This window comes from Peptoniphilus harei, from assembly GCF_900454685.1.
GTDB classification, from domain to species: Bacteria; Bacillota; Clostridia; order Tissierellales; family Peptoniphilaceae; genus Peptoniphilus_A; species Peptoniphilus_A harei.
In genome coordinates, this window is record NZ_UATM01000032.1 from 1439214 (window position 1) to 1464683 (window position 25470).

Sequence of the window (25470 nt, forward strand, 5' to 3'; positions counted from 1 at the left end):
GTCTTTTCTCTGTTATAATAAAATTATATTATAAAGTTATTGTGGAGGCTCTTATGGATAAAATTTTAATTGGAAAGGGAAAATCTGAAAATTATATTCTTTTAAATAAAATAAATAGACACGGACTTATTAGTGGAGCAACTGGTAGTGGAAAAACTGTAACCTTAAAGGTTTTGACTGAAGGTCTTTCTGATGCAGGTGTCCCAAGTATACTTGCTGATGTTAAGGGAGATCTTGTAAATATTTCTAAGCCTGGAGAGATGAATGAAAATCTAGAGTCGAGACTTGATGAACTTGGAATCTCTGATTTTGATTTTAAAGCCTACACTCTTAACCTTTGGGACCTTTATCAAGAAGGAGGAATTCCGCTTAGGGTAACTATTTCTGAAATGGGTCCCCTTATGCTTTCAAAAATTTTGGACCTCAATGACACTCAAATGGGAGTTTTAAATATTGTCTTTAAGGTTGCCGATAGTGAAGGACTTTTATTAATTGATCTAAAAGACTTAAAGGAAGTTATAAATTATGTAAGTAACAACCGTGAGGAGGTTAGCAAAAATTATGGCAATGTTGCAAGCCAAAGTTTATCTTCTATTTCAAGAAAACTCCTCTTCCTTGAAGATGCTGGTGGGGATTTATTCTTTGGGGAACCTGCAATTGATATTAATGATTTCATAAAAACTGATTCTAATGGCAAGGGTCTTGTAAATATTTTAAAGGCTGATAAATTAATTACAAATCCTCTTTTATATTCTATGCTCCTATTGTATCTTCTTTCAGAAATTTATGAGAATTTTCCAGAAGTTGGTGACTTGGAAAAACCTAAGCTAGTCTTCTTCTTTGATGAAGCTCATTTGCTTTTTAAAAACACACCTAATGTTTTAAAAGAAAAGATAATTCAAGTTGTAAGGCTTGTTCGCAGTAAAGGAGTTGGTGTCTTTTTTATAAGTCAAAATCCTTTAGATATTCCGGAAGAAGTATCTTCTCAACTTTCAAACAGAATTATCCATCAACTAAGAGCCTATTCTCCTAAAGAATTAAAAACTATTAAGGCTGTTGCTGATAGCTTTAGACAAGATGAGTCATTGGACTTAAAAGAAGAAATCATTAATTTACGAACTGGAGAAGCTATTGTTTCCTTCCCAGATGAAGATGGCGCACCAAGTTTTGCTGACAAGGCATTAATTTTACCACCCCATTCTTCTTTTTCAAGTCTAAATGATGTTGAACTAAGATCTCTCGTAGAATCTTCTTCTCTCTATTCAAAATACAAGACTTCCATAGACAGGGAGTCTGCTTATGAAATTCTCAAGGAAAGGATTGAAAGAGATAAGATTGATAAGGCTAGAGAAGAAGAGTACGAACTTCGTAAAAAAGAATTGGAAAAAGAGAAAAAAGCTTCTCGTAAACAAAAATCTTACATCGATAAAGGAATTGATTCCATGATTGGCACTATAACAAGATCTATTGGTCGTGAGATTGCAAGAGGAATCCTTGGTTCCATGAAAAAGAAAAGATAAATTAATTTAAAAGAAAAAGACTGGATGAAGTTTTAAAACCTCTCCAGTCTTCTTTTTATTCATTATCGTTATTATTTTCTTCTTCCATCTCTTCTTCTATTTCTTCTTCAACGGCTTCCTTTATTTTATCGTCGTCAATAATAGATGACTCAGCAAGTTCATTTAACTTTCTTCTATCTTTTTTACTAAATTCTTCATCATCATCTAATTTTTTTCTTGTAAGCTCTTCCATCTGGTCACGCTTTTTACTTTCCGACTTTATTGAATCTCTCTCTTTAAACCAAGCTACAATTAAAATTATAATTAAGGCAGTGCCCAAGAATCCAAGTATAGGATAAAGAATTGCCATAAGTTTCTTGAAGCCCATAAAGGAAAGACCAAATCCTAATAGGGTGAAAATTACTAGATTTCTTTTGAATTTTTCTTCTGTAAGAGAAAGTCTTCTCGCAGCTGAATAAAATAACGAAATTGCTGTATTAAATATCATTCCAAAGATTACTAAGGACATAACAAGTCCCAAGTATGGATTAATGTTATTTAGTATTATTTGCATTGGAATGTCTGCATCCATTACGTCATTAAGGCCTAAAAATATTGTGATTCCAACTAGCCCTGTTAGTATTGCCACAAGACTACCACCTAGCATTCCCCCAACTCTTGCTTGAGATGAGTCTGTCCTAGTACCACCTAGTACAAAGGCCATAGAAATACTTGAAATCATACAAAGTCCAAAATAGTTTATAGTTGAAATGGCAACATTGGGTAAAGATGATGGTATTGATTTGCCAAGGGCATCTAAGGCATTAAAATCTGGGTTTGCATTTATTATTGTGTGAAATCCTCCTATTAAAGTAAAAACTAAAATTAATGGAGTAAAAACTCCAATTACCTTAGTTACCTTTTCGAAGTCCATCATTCCCACTACAATAATTAATATTGTGCAAATTAGTGATCCAACCCAAGTTGCTAGTCCAAATTGTTGATTTAAATTGGAGCCAGCTCCTGCTATCATTACAAAGCCCATTAAAAAGCAATTTAGAAGCAAGGCAAAATCCATAAACTTTGTTACGAATTTTTCTGAAACTTCTTCTAAAACGTCTATGTGACTTTCAGCTATAAAGTGGCTTCCCAGTTGAAGTATAATGCCACCGACAAAAATGTGAAGTATTCCAATTGCTACTAGGCCAAAAAGGCCTGGCTTACCAAAGGAAATAAAGTACTGCATAATTTCTTGACCACTGGCCAGGCCTGCTCCTGTAAGTACGCCAACATAGGCCAGTATTATGCTTATGGTTTTCTTATTCATTTGTTCTCCTTAATCTTCTTTAAATTTATTAACCCTTATATATTACCACAATGATATTATATTTCAAATTTACTAGTTTTATGAAGCTTTATATTTCCATGTTTACTTTAACATTCTCATAAATAATTAAATGTAAAGTCTCCAAAATAAAGATATACGATTATTTTACGCCATAAAGTTAAAAAATCTCTCGGCTTTTATAAACCAAGAGATTTTTATAAATTTTAAATTATGAATGAAAAATAGACTTCAAATTCTTTTTGACAACTTTTAAAAGTTCTTCTGTTAATTTGTGGAACTCTTCTCCTAAGATAATTCCGTGAGGATATTTGAAGGAGTCATTCCAAATATAATTAAAGGTTTTACTATCAATCTGTGAGATTTTACCTATTTGAATTGCATAAATTTCTACGTCTTCCTTCACTAATTTTTTCACAATTTCTTTTGTTGCTCCAGGAAAAGTGGAGGCACCATCAGTTATTTCAAAAATTATTTTATATTCCTTTTTAGATTTTATTCTTCTTTTTTTGCTCAGGGCTTATATTTTTATAGATTTCTCTCAGACAGGCTCCGTCATCTGTTGTCCCATCACTTGCATCAACTTTGACTATGGAAGAAATTATTTTACTTTTTTCTAAATCATTGGTATCGTCAAAATCCTTAATTTTGTAATGATTTTTCCCAAAGAACCAAGACTCTGTTAAAACTTCAATTTTTTGGTTAGTCTTTCCCGCTTCAATTTGCAAGTACCTATTAAAATCTTGTATAGATAAAAGACTAACTGCTAGAGTTTTTCTAGTTGCTTCGATTTTTTCTTTATTCATTGAACCAGAGTTGTCTATTAGAAATGAAATTTCAATTTTTTCTGGTAATAATTTATTTTGTGACTCTAAGAAATTTTTATCAAAAATTTTAAGATTCTTATAATTTCCCCTTTGCTCTGCCTCAACAAAGTCTGGAAAACTATAAATTAAATCATTTACATTGATCTTCCCTTTTGCTTGTCTATTCTTTTCTACATTTATTTCCTTTTTTGCAGATCCAATTAATTTTTTCCAAAACTTACGCATCTCTTCTCTCTGTGTTTTTGTTTTGTTTACGTAAAAATTATATAGATCAATTTCATCTTCACTTATTCCATAGGACTTTAAATCAGATTCATCAAATTCATCAAAAGAAGATATATTTTTAGGTTCTTGATTTATAAGTTCTTTTAAACTTTCTTCTACATCTTCCCTACTAGACTCAAGTTTACTTCCTTGAGATTTATCCTGACTCTCTTCAAAGAACTTTTCTCCATCATTTTCGCCATCGCTGGACCTAGTTGTCATGGAATCAATTTCTTCTAACCAAAATTTTTTAAAACTTGGATATATAAAAGCTTTTATTAGAGGATCTCTTTCTACTATTCCTTTATCATCATTTATTTCTTTTATAAGTTCCTTGTTTAAAAATTCATAAATTGATTTAGATAAGACTCTTGAATCAAATTTTTCTAATATTTTAGATTTATAATTTTCATCGTCCTTATAGAGACTATAGAATAAAAAACTCTTGGAAAATCCATGATGATTTAGGTCGGAAAATAATTCTTCCTTATCTTTTGTCTCTTTCATATAATTTAAGATTTTTCCCTTTTCTTCTTCATCTCTATACTGAGGACAAGATTCAAGAACTCTTAAAAACCTTGTATATTTATCAATTTCAAATAAAAAATCTAAAATTTCTTTTTTTACATACTCTCTCAAGTATTTTTTCTCGATTTTATTGTCTTCTTCTAAAAGCTCATTAACTTTTTTATATATATAAAAAGTCATTTGGTCTATTTCATTTTTCCAAACTTTTTCTCTTTCTAAATAAAAAATCGCATTTTTCTTCCAATCTGGATAAAGGGCTAATTCATAGTAGATATGCCACAATACTTCACTGTTATCTAGATCTTCTTCAATAAAGACTGATAAGGGTAGATAAAGTACACCTTCCTTGGGTTTAAAGGAGAACTTTTCTAGTTTTTCTAATCCAATGTACCTAAGTCCTGGTTCTCTTGTAAAGGTAGAGAGAGATTGCTTTTGTTTTTCTATAAAACTTTTGAGATTTTCTTGGGATTCTTTTTTTAATTTTCCTTCATCTAAGGATTCCTTATTAATTCCAAACATTTATCTCCCTCCCTTTAGAATAATTCTAGATTATATAATTTTTTAATTGAATCCAAGTGGTCTATTTTAATATTTAAAAAATTACCATAAATATCAAGACACAAATAAGATGATGAATCTTTTGCCATTACATTTACAATAAAAAGGTCAGGTTTCGTTAGATCCTCATTTAACTCCCATTCTCCCATTTTTTCTTCTAGAACATATACAAGTCCATCTTCACTTAAGAAGATACTAGTTCCATTCTTGCTTTTTATTTCAAAAAGCTTTCCCGCAATTTTTTCACTCTTTAATTTTATAATTTTATTTTTTCTGAAATTAAAAAGAGCAAAGTTTCCATCATTTCCTAAACAAGCACAATATTCTTTTTGACGATTGAAATTTTCTAAAATCCATAATTTATTAAGAGGTCCCTCAAAGATTTTTATCTTTTCCTTCACGATAATATGATTTATTTTGTATTCTCCTTCTATGAGGAAGCCCTCTCTAGTGCCCATTAAAAATTTTGAGTCTCCTATTCCCACTAAAGAGGATATTTCATCTTCTTCTATGGAAATCTCCTCCTCAATAATAAATTTAAAGTCAGAATAGTCTTCATTAAATTCTAATAGTGTAAGGTCATTTTTCAAAGTCTGTAATAAAAATTTATTATTTCCTAATTTAATCACATTTTCAAATCCCTTAAAATATGTTTTAAATTTATATATCTTTAAGCTATTAATATTCTCAAAAACACTGTCAATATCTTCATAGCTTAAGATATAAATTCCCCCACTTATGGAAAAAGCTAAAATTTTATTATCATTAATTTTTTTCATATAAATAATAAGGTCTTCAATGTTTTTAACAGCTTGACTTAATTCTATTCTTTCAACGCCTTCATCAAGTATCCTAGCAAAATGAAGTTTTTGGTTTATATAGGAAAATAAAAATATGTCTTCATCAATTTTTAAAGAAGATTTTAAATAAGATTCAGGATCAAAAGAACCTTCTAGCTTTATTGAAGTAATTTCAATCTTACTTTTATAGATATTGTCACCATAAGACCTATAATAAGACAGTAGTTCTTTCTCCATTTCCTTTTGTTTTTCTTCGAGCTCCAATAATTCGTCTTCGAAATCATCACTTACTTTCTTGCCTTTTAGTAAACTATTATTTAATTCTTCTCTTAATTTTATTAAGTTTTCTTCAAATTCTTTTGTAGTAATAGAGAACTTCATTTTCCTTCTTTTCCTAAGTCTATTAAATAATCTAATAGAAATTTAGAGTGTTCTAACTTATTTAATCTTTTATTCAAATCTTCATACTCTTCAATAGAAATATTATCTTTATCCTTGATATCATCAATAAAATCTTTAAAATAAGCTGGTAATTTTTCTCTTTTTGGTTGAGGACCAAATAAAATCCTGATCAAGTCAAGATATGATAAGGATTCAGTTTCCCCTCTTGTATATTCATAAGGCCTAGTTCTTATCTCATCATATTCTAAAGTTACTTTTCCAAGATTTTGGTTTCTAATTGTCCATCCTTCAGATTCTTTAAAGAAACCAAATCGCACAGCTTGAGATAGGATATAGGCTTGGTCTTGTGGACTTGTTATGGAACTAATGAATCCATCCCATAAGGCAAGACTCAAGTCTTTTTCTTCTCCAAGATTCCAATTATCTAAAACTCTTAAAATATTTCTAAGTGATAAAACTGATTCTTTAAGTTCAGGAATATCTTCTGATGAGTTTTCACCTTCTTCGGATATTAGTTTTCCCATAAATACTTCTTGTGTCACTCTTGAAAGTTGTGAGAGTCTAAATATTTCTTCTAAGGTCCTTCTAGGAGTTGGAAGATGGAGGTTTCCATTGTTATCTGCAAGTCTCACAAGTAATATTCTAAATAATTCATTTTTCTTATTATCACTTTGATTTTTTAAGGAACCAATAGTATTCTGATTTACATAATTATATTCTATTGTTTGGAAACGAGATTTAAAAGCTGGATTTAGTTCATTTGTACCTTCATAGCTTACAGACTCAGTCGATAGGTTTCCTGTTCCTATGAGACCAAATCCTTTTTTTATTTTCACTGGACCAATACCTGTAACATAGGCCTTAGATCCAATTTTACTTTGAAGGATGTCATTAAGAGCAATTAAGTTTTGCATGGCAATAGTGTTAAGTTCATCTATAATAACGGGTCTCCCATTTTTAACTGCCAACAAAATTTCTCTTTTAATCTTCTTAACTACAGTTCCATAAATTGTATTTCTAGCTATAAAAATTTCTGAAATACTATCCCAAAGTTTAGACTTAATAAGGTCCTGTTTTTCAGAGTCTAGGTTTTCTAAGTCCTTACCATGGGCTTTAATCCAACTAAAGTATTGGTCTACAACTTCATCAATTAGTTCCAAATTGCTTTCATTGGAAGAAGCTTTCTCAAGAGAAAGAGTTTTTTCTACAAACATATCTTCATAAGTTAGGTTGTAGGATCCAGAAATAAAGTATGGATAGATTGCCTCTACTTCTTCACGATTACCTTCTCTTAAAAGATTTTTATAGTGCTTAAGTTTAGATTTTCTTAGTTCTTTAAATTTTTCGATAGCCTCTTCTTCATTAGCATTAGTATTCTTTAAAAACCAATTTTCTAAATCTTCTTCTAATTCTTTTTGAATAATACTTTCTAGTGTAAATTCAATAGCTGCTTCTCTTGCTATTTGGGTTTTACCACTACCTAGATGTCCAACTATATATACAGGGGTGCCTTGCTTTAAAGAACTTATAATTTTTTTCTTTGCGTCAAGCACATACTTAACCTCTACAAGGCCCTTGTTGTAACCAGTTTCAATATCTTTCATTAATTGTCTATGATAATAAAACTCCCAGGCATCAGGTGATGAGTTTATAATCTCTTTTAATTTTCTCTCATATTCTTTTATTTTATTTACCCTGTACCTAGTGGCTGGTGTGCTTCCGAAAAAATTACTATTATATAATTCCTTATTCTTATTTCTCTCCAACTCCAAGAAAAACATTTCATATTCAATTAAGTTTTCAAGTTCTTCTATTATTTTTCTTTGTTTATTTCTCTCTTCTTTTAAAAAATCTTGGTACTTCTTTATTATATTATTTTCCTGTATTATACTAACTGGTTTTTCTTCATATTTTCTAAAGTTTTTAAAAAATTCTCCTGATTCTACTTTAGAAAATTCTTCTTCAGCCACATCTTCTCTCAAGATATCTTCGTATAATCTTTGTATTTCTTCTAAAGTAGGTATAGCTTGCTTATCCAAGTTGTTATTCTTCATGAGAATCCTCCCTAATATTCAAGTTAAAAAAAGGGCGATTTTTAAACCGCCCCAAGTTTTTAACTTTTTATAATCTATTATTAATAATTAGATTATATTAAATTCTTTTAACATTTCTTCTATATCTGTACCTTTAATAAGTTTTGCAACTTTCATCTTTTGTAGTGGTGAAAGTGGAAGATGTGGTTTTTCGCCATCTGATAATGCAACCATACCATTTAGAAGGTATCTTATATCATATCTTGATGCAAATACTTCTGGTACAGCCTTTTCTACTCCGCAAAGTACATAAACTGCTTCCATTGCTGTTCTTCCTGAGTATTCTGTTGTGAATACTGTATCTCTTCCTGGATCATCAAGAGTTTCTGCAAATTGTCCTAAGAAAGCAAAGTTAACTCCACCCTTTGGAACTACGTAAGGTCTGTCGCCTGCTTTTCTTGGCATAAATTGAGATGTGATGTAAGGCATCATAACAGGTACTGCTGTACAAGTTTCAGCAAGTGCATCAATTTCATTTACAGGAACACCAATGTGGTATAACCATTCTTTTGTAATTTCCTTACCAGTACAATCTCTCATTTTCTTCTTGATGTAGTCACCTTCAACATCTGAGAATAGACCGTAAACCCAAACACAAACATCATTTTCAGGTTGTTCTGGATATTGGCCTTGTCTATTAATTGTCCAAGACATTAACCAGCTTGAATCAACACAAGTTACGATACCACCTGTTACAGTTTTTCCACCATAAGGGCTTCTCTTTGTAATTTTTTCAATATATTTTGGAACGGATTCATCGTGGCAAGTTACTGTACAAGATTCCCAGTTACTCTTTTCTACATCTGAGCAGAATACTTCAGGATTACCAAAGTCATCAGATTTTTTAGCGATGTTTTTCCACATTTCCCAGCAACCAGTTTGTTCGTCACTAAGTTCTGCTGGTGTGTCATCATCACCATAACTAGAGTTTTCTGTCATAGATCCGTTAGTTATAAATAAAAGATCATTTTCTGTTAAGTCTATAGACTTGTCATTTCCATCTTTATCTTCAGCTATGATTTTTGTTGCAACTTTTCTATTTTCTGAAATATCAAAGTCAACATCAGTAACCTTAATGTTGTATTGGAATTTACATCCGTGATTTTCAAGATATTTAACCATTGGTTTTACAATTGAATTGTATTGGTCATATCTTGTAAATCTAAGGGCAGATAGATTTGTAAGTCCTCCAACGTGGTGGATAAAACGATTTAAATATAATTTCATTTCTAGAGCAGAGTGCCAGTTTTCAAAGGCAAACATTGTTCTCCAATAAGTCCAGAAGTCTGAGTTTAGAAGTCCATCTGAGAAAATATCTTCTATAGCCTTATCTTCAAGTAGTTCATCTTTAGTCATGCAAAGTTCTGCAATTTCTTTAACTTGATCTTGAGTTAGGTTAAATTTACCATCGTCATAACGTTCACCTTGTTTATGAGTGATACGGCAATTACTAAAGTTTGGATCGTCGTAGTTAGTGTAGAAATAAGAGTCAAGAATACTCATTTCTGGATCTTCTAAGCTTGGGATTGAACTCCAAATATCCCATAGACATTCGAAGTGAGCTCCAGTTTCTCTACCACCACGAGCAACATATCCTCTAGTATCCATGTATTCACCGTCAAGTGAACCACCAGGAATATCTAATTGCTCTAAGAAAGTAATTTTTTTACCTTCCATGTGAGCATCTCTAATTAAGAAACAAGCTGCAGTAAGTGCTGCAATTCCTGTTCCTACTAAGTAAGCAGATTTTTCTTCAATACCAGCTGGCTTTCTAGCTTTTACTAATCTTTGAAAATCTCCATTAGTAAGTTGTAATCTTTTATCATGAGTTTTTAGTTCCATAACATCCTCCTTGATTAATTCTTTATCATTTCTTCTATCTTTATTATAACATTGTTCTGATAAAGTGTCATCTCCCAAAAGAGGATTCTTGGGTAACTTTTACTCAATTTCAAGAGACTGGGTAAGTTTTTCTAATTTTTCACTGCGTTTTAAAGACTCTAATATATTCCCATCCATTAATTTTCCCAACCTACGCGTAATAAGTTTAGGATCTGTCTTCATATCAGTTGCCACCCACTGGATGAGTGATGAGCTAAGGGCACATTGGTAAAAAAATGCAATGAGTTTTATGTCAATTTCTTGAGCTTTTGTATCCTTGGCAACTCTTCTCACATATTTTTTCATTATCTCGCCTGAAATAGAAAAAATATATTTTTCAAGTTCAACCTTATAATCAGACTCATACATATGCTTTACAACTTTTTTATTTTCTAAGATAAATTTTGTAGCAGAGATAAAACTCTCTTCCCAAGATAGGGTTTCATTAAATTCTTTGATTACATCTTCAAGTTCTTCATCGAAAATTTCCTTAACAAGTTGTGGTAAATTTTCATAATGATAATAAAAAGTTTTTCTTTCTATTTTACATTGCTTTGCTATTTCAGTAACAGTAATATTATGTAAACTCTTTTTATTCAAAAGTTTTATAAATTCTTGCTTTATTAGATTTTTCGTATAATTTTTCGCCATAAAAGGACCCCTTTCCAATTTAGTCATATATTATATAGTTCCCCATTTTATTAATTATTAAAATAGATAATTTATGATACAAATATAAGTATTTACTATTCTAGTCTTTTATATAAAATTATAATATAATCTTAATTATAGGAGAAGCTTATGGACGAAAAGAGAAAACTCAAATTTATAGGATATGCATTTTCCCTCTTGCTTATTATAGGCACCTTGGGATATAAAATTTTATTGGATGTAGATCTTGTTGATGCCTTATATATGACAGTTATAACTGTGTCTACCGTTGGCTTCGGTGAAGTTGGTACAACAAATAACGCTTCAAAAATATTTTCAGTTCTAATGATATTTTTAGGTGTAGGTATTGTTGGTTATGTATTTACAACTGTTGTTGCCATGTTTGTGGAAGGTAAGGTTTCTGATTTATGGAAGGGAAATAAGATGGATAGAAAGATTTCTTCTCTAAATGATCACTATATAATATGTGGATCAGGAGAGCTTGCAGAAGTAATAATAAAAAAATTTATATCTGAAAATTTAGATTTTGTAGTAATTACAGATAATCGTGAAGACCTAAACGATTACAGTCACCACAATATTTTAGTTGTAGAAGGACAATCAACAGAAGAAAGTGTATTGCTTCATGCAGGAGTTGAAAAGGCTAAAGGACTTTTAGCAGTTTTAGATACAGAAGTTGATAATATTGTTACAGTCCTAACGGCTAGAAACTTAAACGATAAAATATATATAATAGCAAATTCAATTACAAAATCAGGAAATGAAAAATTATTAAAAGTTGGTGCTAATAAAACTCTTTCTGCTGTGGAAATATCTGGAAATAGGATGGCTTCTTTAATGATAAGTCCTAATATAATTTCTTTTCTTGATGTAGTTACAAGAATGGGAGACGTGGAACTTGACCTTGAAGAGGTTATAGTAAAGAGGGGTTCTTATCTGGAAAATAAAACATTAATGGAAGCAGAAATTCCAAGAAAAACAGGTCTAACTGTTCTCGCTATAAAAAAGATTGAAGATGAGAAAATGCTCTTTAACCCTCCAATAGACTATACCTTTAAAATTGGAGACGTTCTTATAATCCTTGGAAGAGAAGAGCAAATTGATAAACTTAAAAATTTAGGAGATGAAATGAAATAAGTTTTAACTTATTTCTTAAAACAAAATTATATAAGAAATATAAGGAGGAAATTTTATTGGAGAAGAATAATACCATGAGAGGTTTGTTCTTTGCATCATTTGGTGCAATGAGCTGGGGTATATCAGGCGTATGCAGTCAATATCTTTTTATGAACTATGAACTAGATTCAGCTTGGTTAACAGCTATTCGAATGCTTCTATCAGGTATAGTTCTTTTAATTATATCTACTATTAAGAATAAAGAAGGAAAAAATAATATTCTAAAAATTTGGACTCAACCAAAGGACCTTTCGTGGCTTCTTGCCTTTGCAATCCTTGGACTTTTAATGTGTCAGTATACCTTTGTCAGTGCTATAAAATATTCCGATTCTGCAACAGCCACAGTATTGCAGAGTCTTAACGTGGTCATAATGATTGTCTTTATGTCCATAGTGACAAAAACTAAAATGAAAATTTCACAAGTAATCGCAGTTTTTCTTGCAGTTTTTGGAACCTATTTAATCTCAACTGGTGGTAATCCCAGAAACATGACTATATCTCCTGCAGGACTTATTTTTGGATTACTTTCAGCAACTGGAGTCATAACCTACACACTTTTTTCTCGACCAATCATTTCTAAATGGGGCAATATACTTGTAACTGGCTGGGGAATGCTAATAGGTGGCCTAGTTATATCTATAATAACTAAAGCTTGGATCATACCTGAGGATCTTGACTTCACAGCTTGGTTAATGATTGCAGTAATAATTATAGTTGGTACTGCTGGAGGCTTTTCTGCCTTCCTCGAAGGAGTTAAACACATTGGACCAGTTAAGGCAACCCTAATAGGATGTCTAGAACCAGCTTCAGCTACCCTACTAGCATCTATATTTTTAGGAATGAGATTCACTCTAGTAGAATTAGCAGGTTTCTTCTGTATTTTGTTAACAGTTTACCTGTCAGTTAAAGATAAATCTAAAGAATAACTATTTAATAATATTTTAAGTAAAATATATTGTTTTTAACTTTTGACTTTGATTTAAAGCTCTTAAGAAAAAGAATAAAAAATTTATAAGTATATTTTATAATAAGTAAGGCACCTACATGATGTAAGTGCCTTTAAACTTTATGAAAATCATTAATAATTCTCTTTTATATTCTTAGTAGAAGAGCCACGGATTCTGAATGGCTTAAGTTGTCAGTATAGCTAAAATTTCATATTTATATTCAAGTATTTGTCTGTAATTTATTCAAGTATTGATCTGATTCTAATTCAAACAATTATCTATAATCCATTCAAGCATTTGTCCTTTTTTGGTCCAACTATTTGGTCGCAATTCTATATTCAGATTTTTATGGTGTAATTCCTAATGAACAAGAGCTGAGCATACGTAGTAGGGCAATTTTTGCAATTAAAAGACCCGATCTATACCGCTTTAAAAGGCATGTCGGGTTCTGTTAGTTTGATTGGATATTTAGTTTTTATTCTTATCAATTTTCTATTTCAACTTAAACTGAAGATTTAAATATTACTTTAAGATTTTCATCATAAACTATAATCTTTTATATTCGTTAATTTGTAATTTAAGCCACCGCTTACCTTCGCTATTACATTAGCATTAATGATTGTATTTACATTTGTATTCATACAACATTTGCATTAGCAGCTAAAATTATAAGAATTAATACTACACCCCTAGACTCAATCTCGTCACCCTGTATTACCGGTTTATTTTTTTCATTTTCAATATACACAACTTTATCTTTTTTTAATTCTTAATAGATTCTAACTATTTTCTTTTTTCACCAAAGCATTATTAACTTTATATCCAATGATGAAGTAGAATAGCATTTGCAATACAACTATGATTGTCATAGTTGTATTAGTTAGACTATTACTAAATATTATTATAATATTTAGTAATATAAAAAATATAGTATATATGCGCAAAAGTTTAGCAGCATATTTATGGGCATAATTCCAGTTTTCTTTTGATTTCATACTTAATGCTGTTCTAAATCCACTATACTTACTGATATTTCCATTTGCTTTATACTTATAAAAGAAAGATAAAAACAACCCTACTATAGGTAATAAACTAATTACAATTTTTTCAAAATTCATACAAAACCCTCTAAAAATCCTAAAAGCTACTATTTTCAACACTATTATAACCTATAATCTTATTTTCTTGACAATAAACAAATTGCTTCACAATGGCTTGAGTGATCAGTATGAATAAAATTGTAATTTTTTCAAAAGCCTTGTATGTGGGAATATGTCAATAAATAAACATCTTATAATTATTATATCATTTTAGAACTAAGAAAAAACAGCCCTCAAAAGAGCTGTTTAGATTATTATTTTCTTGTTTAAGTCGCATTACTTATATTAGATGACCTACAAACATTGCTATAGGCAGTAATAAGATTAACATAATATTCAATACTATAAATAATCTGTCCTTTTCCTTTAGCCCAAATATTAAACCTATTAGTCCAATAATTGGGCAGACAAACATTGATGTGAGTCCATTTGGTCTTAAACTTGTATAGCTTTCAAAAATGTCTATTGGCAGTAGGTAGGAAATCACAAATATTACGAGTCCAAGTAGAAATATCTTCTTGCTTAAATTTTCTTTCATAAAACCTCCTCTATTATTCTAAACTTCTTATTCTATCTACAAGACTATTTTGGCTATGCTTTTCATAGAATCTACCTGTAAATAATATCCCAATAATTATATTTACAAAGTTTACAAGCATAAGTGGCATGATTACAAATTTATAGGAAGTCCACTTAGTTGCTGCCATAAAATCCATCAATATAAATTTATCTACAAGAAGCATAATGATGAAAGAAAATACTAAGCCACATAAAGAATAGATCAAATTCTTTTTCACCAAATATTTTTTAATCTTTTTCTTTGTCATTCCAATTGCTTCAAGAATTGATAAGTTAACCATGTTTCTCAAAATTTCAGTAGCAATAACATTTATAAAATTCAGTACAGATATTAAGAATAATACTATAGATAGACTGTAACCAGCAAATTCTATTAGGTTTTTGAATTCCATTGTAGATTTGATCTGAAGATCCCTTGAATCGTAGGAAAATCCTGGTTCATTTTCAAAAGATTTTAATAACTTATCAAAATTTTCCTTTTCGCTATCTTCTACATCAAATCCATAGGACATTATACTATTATCGCCTGTGAGCTCTTTATACTCATTCGGATTCATATAAATATAATCCAAACTTAAAGTAGGACTAGATTCGTCATTTATATCTTCCTTAATTACAGGAAAATATCTAAGACCATTTGAAAAATTATATTCAACTTTCCCCATCACTTGGACTTCTTTGACTTTATTTTTGACATTAATCTTTATTTTATCGCCAGCCTTAAATGGAGATTTTTTATCTCCATATTCTCCTATAATAATATAATTTCCTGTTTGCCATTTTTCTTTATCCAAGTCTCCGTCTATAAATTTTTGTTTGTTTATTAAGTAGTCATCCATACCAAATAGAAGTGGTGCAACTTTGTTATCTTCTATTTTAATTTTTGGATAAGTGTACTCATAACCAGAGGAGTATAAAGCTCCCCCACTTTTATAACCCTTATGTTTTTCTATTTCATCAATATACTTTTTGTCAATTCCATACTCACTATCTAAGTACATATATCTAAAATATTTTGGGCTTGCTATATTATAGTCAGTTACGATTACATCTGAAATGCCCTTTTCTAAATCAATATTACCGGTATAAGTTAAAACGCTGTTTAAAATAACTGCAGAAAGGCTAATAGAAAGAACTATGGATATAAATCTAAATTTATTGGAAAATACTTGTCTTCTAGCAAGCTTTCCTAGAGAAATATTCTCGCTTTTATATTTCTTTTTTATCGTGGTTTCATTGTATCTGCTGGCATCTATTGGAGAAACTTTTGCTGCATACCTTGCAGGTCTCATCACCGATAGAAATACTGTAAGCAAAGTAAAGGCTGTCGAAAATAAGATAATTAAGATTATTACCATGAGTGATAATTTTACATCCGTTAACATCTCATTATTTGCAAATATTTTATTTAAAATAACTTTTCCAATAGAAATCCCTACTATATCTCCAACTATTATTGAAGGAAGTGCGACTGCTAAAGACTCTAGATGAATAAGTTTTTTGATTTGTGGCTTTGTCATTCCAATTGTTTTTAAAAGTCCCAGAAGCTTAATATCCTCATTTACGGATATCTTAAAAATATTGTTTATTATTAAGTATCCTGCGACTATTACCAAAATCAAAAAAGCTAAGAAGGGTAGAAATGTTTTAAAATCAAAACTAGAATCACCAGAAAAAATATAAGCAAAGTTAACACCAATTCTTATTTCTTTGTCGGATAGATTTCCAGGGTCATCTACCACTTTATAACCATTTCTCTCTGCAATTTTTAAAAGTTTATCCCTTATCATAAAGGAATTCTTTAGCATTACTTCCAAATCTTTATTATTTTCTGGAAGGGATGATTTATCTACATAAGCTTTTGATAAATAGATTTGTCCTACACCAACATTGGAATCAATAGGATTTTGAAAGGTTCCAGAAATAATAAATTTATCACTTTTCTTTTCGATAATCTCTCCTGTGTTAGCTTTTTCTATTTTAAAAGGAACTTCTATTTCTTCTCCTATTTCACCTTTATAACCTAACTTTTTTGCAGTTACTAAATCTATAAATGCGTCGTTTTCTTTTTCTGGAAATTTCCCTTTAACTTTTTCTATTAGCGACCATTCATATCCATTTTTGTCCATATAAGATAGTTCTGCACTTATTTTCTCATCATCAAGAATACCAACTTTCTCTCTTATTGAAAATTCCTTTATGTCTTTATCCTTGGATAAAATATTTATGTCTTTGTCAGAAAGTTCTTTAAAAGAGCCATGGCTGATTGTACCAATAGTTTTCATCGTTTGGATTTCCATGCTCTTTCCTAAACCTAAGGCTACGGAAAATAGGCTTGTAAATAATATAGAAGTCAAAGCAATAGCCAATAAGAGAATATTTCTCCTACTTTTATTAGCATTTAAAATATTTTTTGCAAGCCTCCTTATATAAGCTTTATTTTTGACTTTCATTATTTTCCACCAGCCTTCCATCTTCTATCCTTAAAGTTCTTTCTGCAGCTTGAGCGACGGCATCATCGTGAGTAATCATAAGAATAGTATTTCCAAGCTCTTTATTAATCTTTTTTAGTAGGTAAACAACTTGGGAAGAAGATTTTGAATCCAGATTACCAGTAGGCTCATCAGCTAGTATTAAAGATGGTTTGGTAACCAAGGCTCTTGCTATGGCAACTCTTTGTTGCTGTCCACCAGATAATTCATTAGGCATTTTATATTTTTGATCACTTATCTCTAGAATGTCTATTACGGAATCAACATATTTCTTATCTACTTTGTCCCCATCAAGACCAAAGGGAATAATTATATTCTCATATACATTTAGCATGGGCAAAAGATTATATGATTGAAAGACAAAACCAATATTTCTTCTTCTAAAAATAGTTCTCTCATCATCTTTTAATCCATAAATGTCAGTACCATCAATTAAAACTTTCCCGCTTGTAGGATAATCAAGTCCTCCTAGTAAATGTAATAGGGTTGATTTACCAGATCCAGATGCTCCTATTATAGAAATAAATTCTCCTTTTTCCACATCGAAAGATACTCCATCAAGAGCTCTTACTTCCACGTCATTTGATTTATAATATCTTTTTAATTTTTCTACTTTTAACATATCTATCACCTCTTTACATTTAATATAACATTCATATCTTACAAAGTACTTACAAGACTTCTTACAGTTTTGTAAGAAAAAAGACTTCTCACAAGGGGAAGTCTACTGAAAATTTTATTCTATTTTCGTCCAAAGACGCTCTTATATTTCCACCATGTTTTTCTATAATTTCTCTGGCTATATATAGACCTAAACCCAAACCGTCCTTGGAAACTGAATTTTTTCCTCTATAAAATCTTTCAAATATTTTTGGCAAAGTTTCTTCTGATAGGTCTTTGCACTCATTTTCTATGTCTAGATTATAGTTTAGGTAAGATTTATAAACTGAAATATTAATAGTAGAACCATTTGGCGAGTATTTTATAGCATTATCTACAAGATTGTGGATAGCTTCTTTAAGCCATCTTTCGTCCAAATTGAAAATTAAGTCTTCGTCTTTTAAATTTATGCTTATACATTTTTCATCTAATATTACTTTAAATTCTCTCAAAACATCTTCTACTATGTCTTTTAAGTTTGCTTGATGTCTTTGTAAGGAAATAATATCGGATTCGAGCCTAGAAGATTTCACTAGGTTTTGAATTAAAAATTCTAGTTTATTAAGTTCATACTTTATAATTTCAAGATACTCATCTTTCGGATCATCTTCTAAGAGACTAATGTATAAAGAAAGGTTTGTAATGGGTGTCTTGGTTTGGTGTGATATATCTGCTATTAAATCTTTTGTTTTACTTTTTTCTGTATTTATTTTCGCTTCTTTTACTTGGCTGGCATACAAAAACTTAATGAGCTTTGATTTTATTTTAGATAATTCCTTTTCATCAAATTCTGTAATTTCTAAATTTCCATCCAAAGCCTTATCAATATAGTCTGAGAGTTCACGCATTTCACCTCTCAAGACAATATATTTATATAAAAGAATTCCGATTACAATTACTAGAATGCCTACTAAAAATTCCATTTATATCCAACTCCAAAGACTGTTTCTATTGGGTCATAGGGCTTTAATTTATTTCTTATTCTAGAAATGTTGACGCTCAATGTATTTTGATCAATAAATTCATCATCTATTCCCCAAACAAAATCAAATAGTAATTCCTTAGTAATGACTTGAGACTTGTTTTTTATCAGGTAGTATAAAATTTTTGTCTCTGTCCTTGTGAGATCTATGTTTTTATTATCTACATAGAAAGTATTTTCATTGAAATTAAAGTCTAGACCATCTTTCTTATAAAGATTTAAATCACTAGACACTATTTTTTCAAAAGCTCTTTTTATCTTTGCCTCTAATATTCCCAAAGAAAAAGGTTTTGTTATATAGTCGTCTGCACCTAAATTTATGGCTGAAATGATATATGCTTCTAGATCTATGGCTGATAAAACTATTATAGGAATTGATGAAGTTTCTCTGGTATATTTTATTATTTCAATCCCATCTCCATCTGGTAAGTTCATATCAAGTAAAATCAAATCCGCATCATCAATAAAATTTTTAGCTTCACTAATTGTGTTTACAGAAAAAACCTCATATTCTTTATCTAGAGCTATAGAAAGTCCTTTATTTAAATTTTTATCATCTTCAATTATTAAAATTTTTTTCAATGAAATGCTCTCCCTCAATTACAACCCTAATTATAGCAGAATAAAATCATTTTTATTAAAATAACCATTCAATTAACTAAATACATAGATATGAAATTGGTCAATAACTTAACAACTGCCATAAATTTATTTTTTAAAATGCCAATATTTATTGGCATTTTAGATATACTATCTATTCAATTACTTTACTAAATTTAAAACTTTTTATACCGTATAACATTATGAAAAATGTATAATGCGTCCCTATCTAATTATGACTTAACGGTAAGTGTTTATATTACGATATTTAGTCAGCGAACTTTTACATGAAGAATTTAGTATTGTCTCTAAGTAATAATATTACGTATTTATTATAAATTTTCTAATGATATCAATTACAATCAAATAAAGTCATATATAAAATCATAATTATCCATAAACCATTCATACCAAGATATAGGTTTTTTTAATACTATTCTATTTGAATATTCATATTCTATGAATTTAATTAAAATGAGACGAACATTATATATAATATCTCCATAATTATTCATATGAATCTCATTAAAATCCCACTATAAACTCTTAGCAGGGTGAGCACCAAAATCGCATCTTAAATCATATATATAATCTAAGTATTTAATATTTAAATCGTTAATATATAAAACTTCCTTAAGAAATCTATGCATATCTTTTCTTTTTTTTTTGTAGGTAACTTCTCTTTTATTTTTATAAACTGAATTATTATATCAATACAATTATCTAGGCAAATAATTGACTCTTCTTCAAATAAATTAGTAATTAATCCTAAAGATTTAGAATAGTAAAAAATAGCTCTATTTACGTAAGGGTCAAGTGCATTAATTTTGCTCATTATATAAACAAACATTCTATAATTCGTATTAAGATTATTATATTTTCTATTGATAGTATCTGTAAATTTCTTATAATCTTTATCTATATTATAATGACTGTATCTAAATATTGATTGTCCAAAAAATGAGCTTGATTTACCATATGCTAAAGCTAATGCTCCAATAATATTAATAAAATAACTTCTATACACGTATTGATTTAAAAAATACATATAATCAGATATAATTTCAGAAATATATTTATTTGATGAAATGTTCCTCCATCCTTTAGACCAGTCAGGTGATATTATTCCTACTATGAGCTCATTTCTAAAAAAATCATATTTGCAAGATATATCTTCTGATACATAATTGAAACCTATTGTTTCATCACAGATTAAATCCCTAATCATTATGAGTCTATTCCCTTCCATATTTTTTAATATCAAATGTATTTTATTTAAAGAATTTTTAAGATTCTGCATATTTATATTACTATTTTAATTTATCACGTTATTTATAAATTTATTTTTAAATTCTTAAAAGCTCATTATTATCCTTTAATTAATATATAATTTACCAGTTATTTAGTTTTGTAAAATTTAAACTAAATCTCATTTTGACATCAATACCACACTCTCAACGTGACACGAGCTGATACCATAGCTTACTATTTCATATTTTTCTCTTTTCATAGTTCATGAAAACATGTCAATTCTCTTTTATGTTGTTTGTTAGTTCGTGGAAACATATCAATCTTTATAAATTAATCCAATTATTCAGTTATTCCCATTCCAACCTCATATGCACTGATAAATTTATTCATGGTTTTCATAGCAATTTTCATAGCATGCACTGATTCTTCGACGCTCTTAATTTTAGTTTTCAGTTCTTTTTTTTCTTTACTGTCCGCAACATTAGCCTTCAATCTTAGTTCAATTAAACCTTTTTCGATTTCAGTTATATTCTGCACATACTTTTCATAAACAGACCTAGAGTATTCAAGATCTTTTTCATCATTCATGAATACTTCTCTAACTGATACCATTAACTTAGCAGACTGTAGAATAGTATTCTTCTTTCCCATCAAGCTAATAGCACCAGTTGCACCACCTATACCAGCACCTACGCCTATTCCAAGAATTGCTCCACCGCCAACGATAGCAATCGTACCGCCTGCCATGCCAAGTCCACCAACAGCAATTGCACCGCCACCTAAATATGCTAGGCAAACACTTGTCAAGGCCGCTCCACTTAATCCAGCAAAATTCGACCCAACTAAGGCTACTGCAATAGTTGGTGCTAATGCACCTGCTGTTGCTATAGTGACTATTGTGACTCCTGCTGTTATCGTGATTGATGTAATGGCAGTCTTAAGTACTTCATTCATTTCACGACAAACCTTGTCATAACACTTTCTAAGACGTTTAACATACCCAGGAAACTTATGCCTTCCAGAAAACTCACTATCAAGATACCTATCCCCTTCGGACTTCTTATATCCCGTAATCGGAGCATTTATATAAGAATACTTCTTGCTTGGTACTTCTTTACCCTTCTTATCTGTTTCAGTTTTAAGCGGAAAATATGGCTCAAATAGCATTGCTTCAAGTAAAACAAGTCTAAACCAAGGTTTCTCTGAACTATTTAATCTTATTTTCTCATGAAGTTCTTCAAGAGAATACCAATCAAGTTCAGCATTCATATTATTCATAAATCCTTTGAAGCCTTTGGTCATGTATCCTTTCCACTCATTAAGCCATTCAAGTTTCATTTGACGAATCTTTTCTCCACCAATAAGCAGTTTAGATCTATAAGCATCATGAAGGGTCTTGTAATATTCAATATTATAAAGAATCGCTGTTTGTTCTTCATTTAATCCAATCTTATCATAATCCATTCCATCACCCATCCTTTGATATATCCTTTGATCTGTGTCCGTATATGTATTCCTATAAATAGTTTCATACATATCCTTTAGTAGGCGTATATCTCTGCGCTTTAAAGCCCAAACCATTTCGTCACCTAACGCTAAGGTAAATCTTCCTACTCCCACATAATTAATTGATACCCAGTATTTTTTAGTAACCACCGCTTCGGACACATCAAGTGCCGTGAAAACACCAGTTGATATGGTAAGCATCCTTGTAAGTGTCGGAGAATTAAACGGAAGTATTTCTTTTATATTTATCTTTTTAAAGTCTTCAATTCTTGTTATTTGAATTTCTTTAATCTGCCTTGCAAGTTGCCTAATCATATAAAAAGTTCTAACTATACATTCATTTGCAACAACCGGGATGGCTTGTTTTTCAATCTCCACAGAAAAGCCAATTTCACCCCTAAAATCTAATTTTACAATACTATCTCTAATAATCTGTCCGTTTTCATCGTGTTTAGCAAAAAGAGTTCCGTTAAACATTTTTGATAGAAGCACAAACAAAGACGTGTCATTTTTATGAATACTTTTAAATATAGGGAGACAAGACATCTCTTTGGCGATTGACAAAATCGGTCCTGGAATTCCAGTACCACCACTTAGACATGCAGTGCTACTCGAACCAGCCATATCACTAATTAAATGAAAAAACCAAACAATAGTGCCATTTATTATTTTTGAACTTGTATCTTCTCCTATATAAATTCTGCTTTTCTCTGGAACATCGACCATCATAAAATTTCCAGCAACATCTGTTCCATAAGACTTATATGTAAATTGAGTCAATAAAGAAAAAATTAAACCAATAATAGTGGGATGATGTGCAAAATCCCTAAGATGATGTTGCAATCCTCCACCAAAATCTGGTGTATTTCCATCCGAAGGAATAGGAAACTTATCTTCTAAAAACTTTACACATTTTTTCAGGTCATCAGAGTCACAGCCCATCAATTGAGCTGTTTTCCTTACCAAATCTTCAACCTTATCATTAGCCAAATCTCTACCTTCAATAAGGGAAAACTCTTTAGTCCAAAGAATATCCATCATTGCACAAGCAACACCTGATCCAAGTGCAACTAGACAGTCCCATTTATCTGCTTTGTTAGAGAGGATATTGATTTGAGAATCAAGGTCAAAGATAATACTTTCAAATTCATTACCCTCTGTAGGAGGTACTTCTTGATTAGATAATAATTTAACCTCTATATTATTAATTTCATTCACTTTATTCACCTTGTTTTTTTATCTTTACATATGTAATTTCTATATCGTAGCCCAGGGCTTCAATCATCTGAACAAAGGTTTTATTAACAACCCCATCTTTTTTCTTAATAATCCGGTTAACATACTAGCTAGAAATACCAATCTCTTCTGCAAGTTGCACCTGAGTCTTTCCAGCTTCAATACACTTTACTTTTACGTCCACTTCAATATTATTCGTTATAATAGAATTCACCTTTCAAAAGATGTACAAAATTATCATTATTAATTATATTATAACACCTAAGTCAATGTCTCTACAACAATCAAAACTACCATCTTAGCTGATTGTTTGCACAGCGCCTATAAGGCGCAAATACCGGCACGCTCCTATTGGGGCTGTCGAGTATTCCATCACATGCACCACTTTCCCAACTACTGCTTAAGCAGTTTTTTATTTGTTTTTATTTGACTTTCTCTCCCGTAAACGGGTCATAGTATTCTTTTATACTTATTTGATCAGTGTAATAATCTTCTTTTAATTGATTTTGTATATATTCTTTTATTTTCTTTTCGTTTCTTCCTACTGTATCTACATAATATCCTCTACACCAAAAGTGTCTGTTTCCATATTTATATTTTAGGTTTGCGTGTCTATCGAATATTATCAGTGAACTTTTTCCTTTTAAATATCCCATTATTTGTGATATTGAGTACTTTGGTGGTATTTCTACCAGCATATGGATATGATCTGAACATAACTCTGCTTCTATTATGTTTATCCCTTTTCTTGAGCATAATTCTCGAAGTATGCTGCCTATGTCTTTTCTTAATCGTCTATATATTTCTTGTCTTCTGTATTTTGGTGCAAATACTATATGGTATTTGCATCTCCAACTTGTATGTGATAAAGTATTTTTATCCATGATTATCTCCTTGTTTAATTGTGCATGTGACTATCACAATTATACATTAAGGAGGTTTTCTTGGTGCTTAAAGCTAAAGCTTAATACCTCCACCTGCATAGCAGGTGGTTTTTTGTTTCGCTCTCTTTCGTTCGCTCAACTCATTCAAGTGGACAATAAAAAAATAAAGGCAGTCCGAAAACTGCCATTATTTATCTCTATTTACTTTTTCTATGCCCATTCTGGTTTTAATGATATTTATCATATGTCTTTAAGCTTTCTCTTTACCCTAGTATAGATTTTTCATTCTTATCTCTAGTCAATATCTTTCCCTACAGCTTATCTATATTTTTATCTTAAATGAAAAACTTGTTATTTAAAAACATTAGCCCTCTTTCTTATTCTTGATGTGGCACAGCAATCCCTTGGTCTGGTGCTTTTTCTAAGTGTATTGGAGTGATTTGAAAGAATAGTCTTTTTGATGTGTTGTTTGACACATTAAAGATTTCGTCAATGTAATAGGTGGTATCTCCAATGATGACATAATTCCATCTGTGTTTTAAAATTTTGCTATCTATACAACCAACTTTTAATCCTATAGCTTCTCCTAAGATTAGAAATAGTTGGGCAAAGGCGGTGCAGGTTCCTTTATGAGTAATGGCAGCAGCTAATGCTGATCTTGACCTATGCTCCTTGTCATAATTTATATTGTCAGTAATGAAATTATGCAGATATTCTAACTCTTCTAATTCGATTAAGCCTTTTGTTTGTTCTTTTATATTATTTTCCAGTTCCATTAATTCTTTAAAAAGGAACTTCTCTGCAAAGAGTTGAATTAAAAGCTCACATTCATAGTAATCTCCCTTATGTTTTATATCTTCAACCCTCACAACTAAAAGATTGTTTAAGGTTGAACTGTCTGGGATTATAAATTGTTTGTCAATCCCATCCCTCATTTCGATTTCTTCTAAGAAGTCCTTTAATCCTTCATCTACCTTAACAACCACAGACTTGTAGCATTCTTCATCTTTAACTTCATAAAAAACCTCTTTGACAATAGTGCCCAATTCTTCTTTAGTTGTTAAAGTTTTACATTTTACCATCATACTTCCCTTGATTTTATAATTATCAATCTTAGATATTATTTAAATCATTCCAAAATACTCTAAAGCATCTTCTATTGCTTTTTCTTTTTCTTCTGGGCAATTT

At 30.4% G+C, this 25470-nt stretch carries 20 protein-coding genes; 3 read left to right on the top strand and 17 right to left on the bottom strand.

The window, feature by feature from the left end:
• Positions 1 to 53: 53 nt before the first annotated feature.
• Positions 54 to 1520: a helicase HerA-like domain-containing protein gene (locus tag DRZ96_RS08220; protein WP_112890265.1), complete on the top strand. Its 1467-nt coding sequence runs from the start codon at positions 54 to 56 to the stop codon at positions 1518 to 1520.
• 55 nt (positions 1521 to 1575) lie between these two features.
• On the opposite strand, the gene DRZ96_RS08225 is transcribed toward DRZ96_RS08220, so the two are convergent.
• The 7 genes from DRZ96_RS08225 to DRZ96_RS08255 form a co-directional block, all read right to left on the bottom strand.
• A complete protein-coding gene (locus tag DRZ96_RS08225) occupies positions 1576 to 2826 on the bottom strand; it encodes a YkvI family membrane protein (protein ID WP_112890266.1) in 1251 nt (416 codons plus the stop codon).
• A gap of 229 nt (positions 2827 to 3055) precedes the next feature.
• A complete protein-coding gene (locus DRZ96_RS08230; protein WP_112890267.1) occupies positions 3056 to 3262 on the bottom strand; it encodes a hypothetical protein in 207 nt (68 codons plus the stop codon).
• 70 nt (positions 3263 to 3332) lie between these two features.
• Positions 3333 to 4982 carry a vWA domain-containing protein gene (locus tag DRZ96_RS08235; protein ID WP_112890268.1) on the bottom strand — a complete coding sequence of 550 codons (1650 nt, stop codon included), beginning with the start codon at positions 4980 to 4982 and terminating at the stop codon, positions 3333 to 3335.
• A 14-nt stretch (positions 4983 to 4996) separates the two neighbouring features.
• Positions 4997 to 6202 (bottom strand): hypothetical protein, encoded by a 1206-nt coding sequence (locus tag DRZ96_RS08240; RefSeq protein WP_112890269.1) that lies wholly within the window; start codon positions 6200 to 6202, stop codon positions 4997 to 4999.
• Positions 6199 to 8277: a P-loop NTPase family protein gene (locus DRZ96_RS08245; protein ID WP_112890270.1), complete on the bottom strand. Its 2079-nt coding sequence runs from the start codon at positions 8275 to 8277 to the stop codon at positions 6199 to 6201. The genes DRZ96_RS08240 and DRZ96_RS08245 overlap by 4 nt, the downstream gene beginning before the upstream one ends.
• Positions 8278 to 8364: 87 nt before the next feature.
• The gene (locus DRZ96_RS08250) at positions 8365 to 10158 is read right to left on the bottom strand and encodes an oleate hydratase (RefSeq protein WP_112890271.1); all 1794 of its coding nucleotides are present in this window, start codon (positions 10156 to 10158) and stop codon (positions 8365 to 8367) included.
• A 99-nt stretch (positions 10159 to 10257) separates the two neighbouring features.
• The gene (locus DRZ96_RS08255) at positions 10258 to 10848 is read right to left on the bottom strand and encodes a TetR/AcrR family transcriptional regulator (RefSeq protein ID WP_112890272.1); all 591 of its coding nucleotides are present in this window, start codon (positions 10846 to 10848) and stop codon (positions 10258 to 10260) included.
• A gap of 150 nt (positions 10849 to 10998) precedes the next feature.
• On the opposite strand from DRZ96_RS08255, the gene DRZ96_RS08260 reads away from it, so the two are divergent.
• Positions 10999 to 12006 (top strand): potassium channel family protein, encoded by a 1008-nt coding sequence (locus DRZ96_RS08260; protein WP_112890273.1) that lies wholly within the window; start codon positions 10999 to 11001, stop codon positions 12004 to 12006.
• Positions 12007 to 12062: 56 nt separating this feature from the next.
• The gene (locus tag DRZ96_RS08265; RefSeq protein ID WP_236587183.1) at positions 12063 to 12971 is read left to right on the top strand and encodes a DMT family transporter; all 909 of its coding nucleotides are present in this window, start codon (positions 12063 to 12065) and stop codon (positions 12969 to 12971) included.
• 800 nt (positions 12972 to 13771) lie between these two features.
• On the opposite strand, the gene DRZ96_RS08270 is transcribed toward DRZ96_RS08265, so the two are convergent.
• From DRZ96_RS08270 to DRZ96_RS08320, 10 genes are all read right to left on the bottom strand, one after another.
• Positions 13772 to 14110, bottom strand: coding sequence for an SdpI family protein (locus DRZ96_RS08270; protein WP_112890274.1), 339 nt, complete (start codon positions 14108 to 14110; stop codon positions 13772 to 13774).
• Between the two features lie 262 nt (positions 14111 to 14372).
• On the bottom strand, positions 14373 to 14630 hold the full coding sequence (locus DRZ96_RS08275; protein ID WP_112890275.1) for a hypothetical protein: 258 nt from the start codon (positions 14628 to 14630) through the stop codon (positions 14373 to 14375).
• A gap of 13 nt (positions 14631 to 14643) precedes the next feature.
• Positions 14644 to 17145, bottom strand: a complete 2502-nt coding sequence (locus tag DRZ96_RS08280) for an ABC transporter permease (RefSeq protein ID WP_112890276.1) — start codon at positions 17143 to 17145, stop codon at positions 14644 to 14646.
• The gene (locus DRZ96_RS08285; RefSeq protein WP_112890277.1) at positions 17108 to 17785 is read right to left on the bottom strand and encodes an ABC transporter ATP-binding protein; all 678 of its coding nucleotides are present in this window, start codon (positions 17783 to 17785) and stop codon (positions 17108 to 17110) included. The genes DRZ96_RS08280 and DRZ96_RS08285 overlap by 38 nt, the downstream gene beginning before the upstream one ends.
• An 88-nt stretch (positions 17786 to 17873) precedes the next feature.
• Positions 17874 to 18746 carry a sensor histidine kinase gene (locus DRZ96_RS08290; protein ID WP_112890278.1) on the bottom strand — a complete coding sequence of 291 codons (873 nt, stop codon included), beginning with the start codon at positions 18744 to 18746 and terminating at the stop codon, positions 17874 to 17876.
• Positions 18734 to 19387, bottom strand: a complete 654-nt coding sequence (locus DRZ96_RS08295; protein WP_112890279.1) for a response regulator transcription factor — start codon at positions 19385 to 19387, stop codon at positions 18734 to 18736. The genes DRZ96_RS08290 and DRZ96_RS08295 overlap by 13 nt, the downstream gene beginning before the upstream one ends.
• Before the next feature lie 625 nt (positions 19388 to 20012).
• A complete protein-coding gene (locus DRZ96_RS08300; protein ID WP_236587185.1) occupies positions 20013 to 20633 on the bottom strand; it encodes a hypothetical protein in 621 nt (206 codons plus the stop codon).
• 362 nt (positions 20634 to 20995) lie between these two features.
• Positions 20996 to 23380 carry a hypothetical protein gene (locus tag DRZ96_RS08305; protein ID WP_201621241.1) on the bottom strand — a complete coding sequence of 795 codons (2385 nt, stop codon included), beginning with the start codon at positions 23378 to 23380 and terminating at the stop codon, positions 20996 to 20998.
• Between the two features lie 440 nt (positions 23381 to 23820).
• Entirely contained in the window at positions 23821 to 24282 is a 462-nt protein-coding gene (gene tnpA, locus DRZ96_RS08315) for an IS200/IS605 family transposase (protein WP_112890281.1), read from the bottom strand.
• Positions 24283 to 24659: 377 nt separating this feature from the next.
• Positions 24660 to 25364 carry a transglutaminase domain-containing protein gene (locus DRZ96_RS08320; RefSeq protein WP_172605475.1) on the bottom strand — a complete coding sequence of 235 codons (705 nt, stop codon included), beginning with the start codon at positions 25362 to 25364 and terminating at the stop codon, positions 24660 to 24662.
• Between the last annotated feature and the right edge of the window lie 106 nt (positions 25365 to 25470).

Bases quoted from the DNA above. Each gene is read 5' to 3' on its own strand.
- DRZ96_RS08220 (WP_112890265.1), top strand. From the start codon at position 54: ATGGATAAAATTTTAATTGGAAAGGGAAAATCTGAAAATTATATTCTT.
- DRZ96_RS08225 (WP_112890266.1), bottom strand. From the start codon at position 2,826: ATGAATAAGAAAACCATAAGCATAATACTGGCCTATGTTGGCGTACTT.
- DRZ96_RS08235 (WP_112890268.1), bottom strand. From the start codon at position 4,982: ATGTTTGGAATTAATAAGGAATCCTTAGATGAAGGAAAATTAAAAAAA.
- DRZ96_RS08240 (WP_112890269.1), bottom strand. From the start codon at position 6,202: ATGAAGTTCTCTATTACTACAAAAGAATTTGAAGAAAACTTAATAAAA.
- DRZ96_RS08245 (WP_112890270.1), bottom strand. From the start codon at position 8,277: ATGAAGAATAACAACTTGGATAAGCAAGCTATACCTACTTTAGAAGAA.
- DRZ96_RS08250 (WP_112890271.1), bottom strand. From the start codon at position 10,158: ATGGAACTAAAAACTCATGATAAAAGATTACAACTTACTAATGGAGAT.
- DRZ96_RS08255 (WP_112890272.1), bottom strand. From the start codon at position 10,848: ATGGCGAAAAATTATACGAAAAATCTAATAAAGCAAGAATTTATAAAA.
- DRZ96_RS08260 (WP_112890273.1), top strand. From the start codon at position 10,999: ATGGACGAAAAGAGAAAACTCAAATTTATAGGATATGCATTTTCCCTC.
- DRZ96_RS08270 (WP_112890274.1), bottom strand. From the start codon at position 14,110: ATGAATTTTGAAAAAATTGTAATTAGTTTATTACCTATAGTAGGGTTG.
- DRZ96_RS08275 (WP_112890275.1), bottom strand. From the start codon at position 14,630: ATGAAAGAAAATTTAAGCAAGAAGATATTTCTACTTGGACTCGTAATA.
- DRZ96_RS08280 (WP_112890276.1), bottom strand. From the start codon at position 17,145: ATGGAAGGCTGGTGGAAAATAATGAAAGTCAAAAATAAAGCTTATATA.
- DRZ96_RS08285 (WP_112890277.1), bottom strand. From the start codon at position 17,785: ATGTTAAAAGTAGAAAAATTAAAAAGATATTATAAATCAAATGACGTG.
- DRZ96_RS08290 (WP_112890278.1), bottom strand. From the start codon at position 18,746: ATGGAATTTTTAGTAGGCATTCTAGTAATTGTAATCGGAATTCTTTTA.
- DRZ96_RS08300 (WP_236587185.1), bottom strand. From the start codon at position 20,633: ATGATTAGGGATTTAATCTGTGATGAAACAATAGGTTTCAATTATGTA.
- tnpA (WP_112890281.1), bottom strand. From the start codon at position 24,282: ATGGATAAAAATACTTTATCACATACAAGTTGGAGATGCAAATACCAT.
- DRZ96_RS08320 (WP_172605475.1), bottom strand. From the start codon at position 25,364: ATGGTAAAATGTAAAACTTTAACAACTAAAGAAGAATTGGGCACTATT.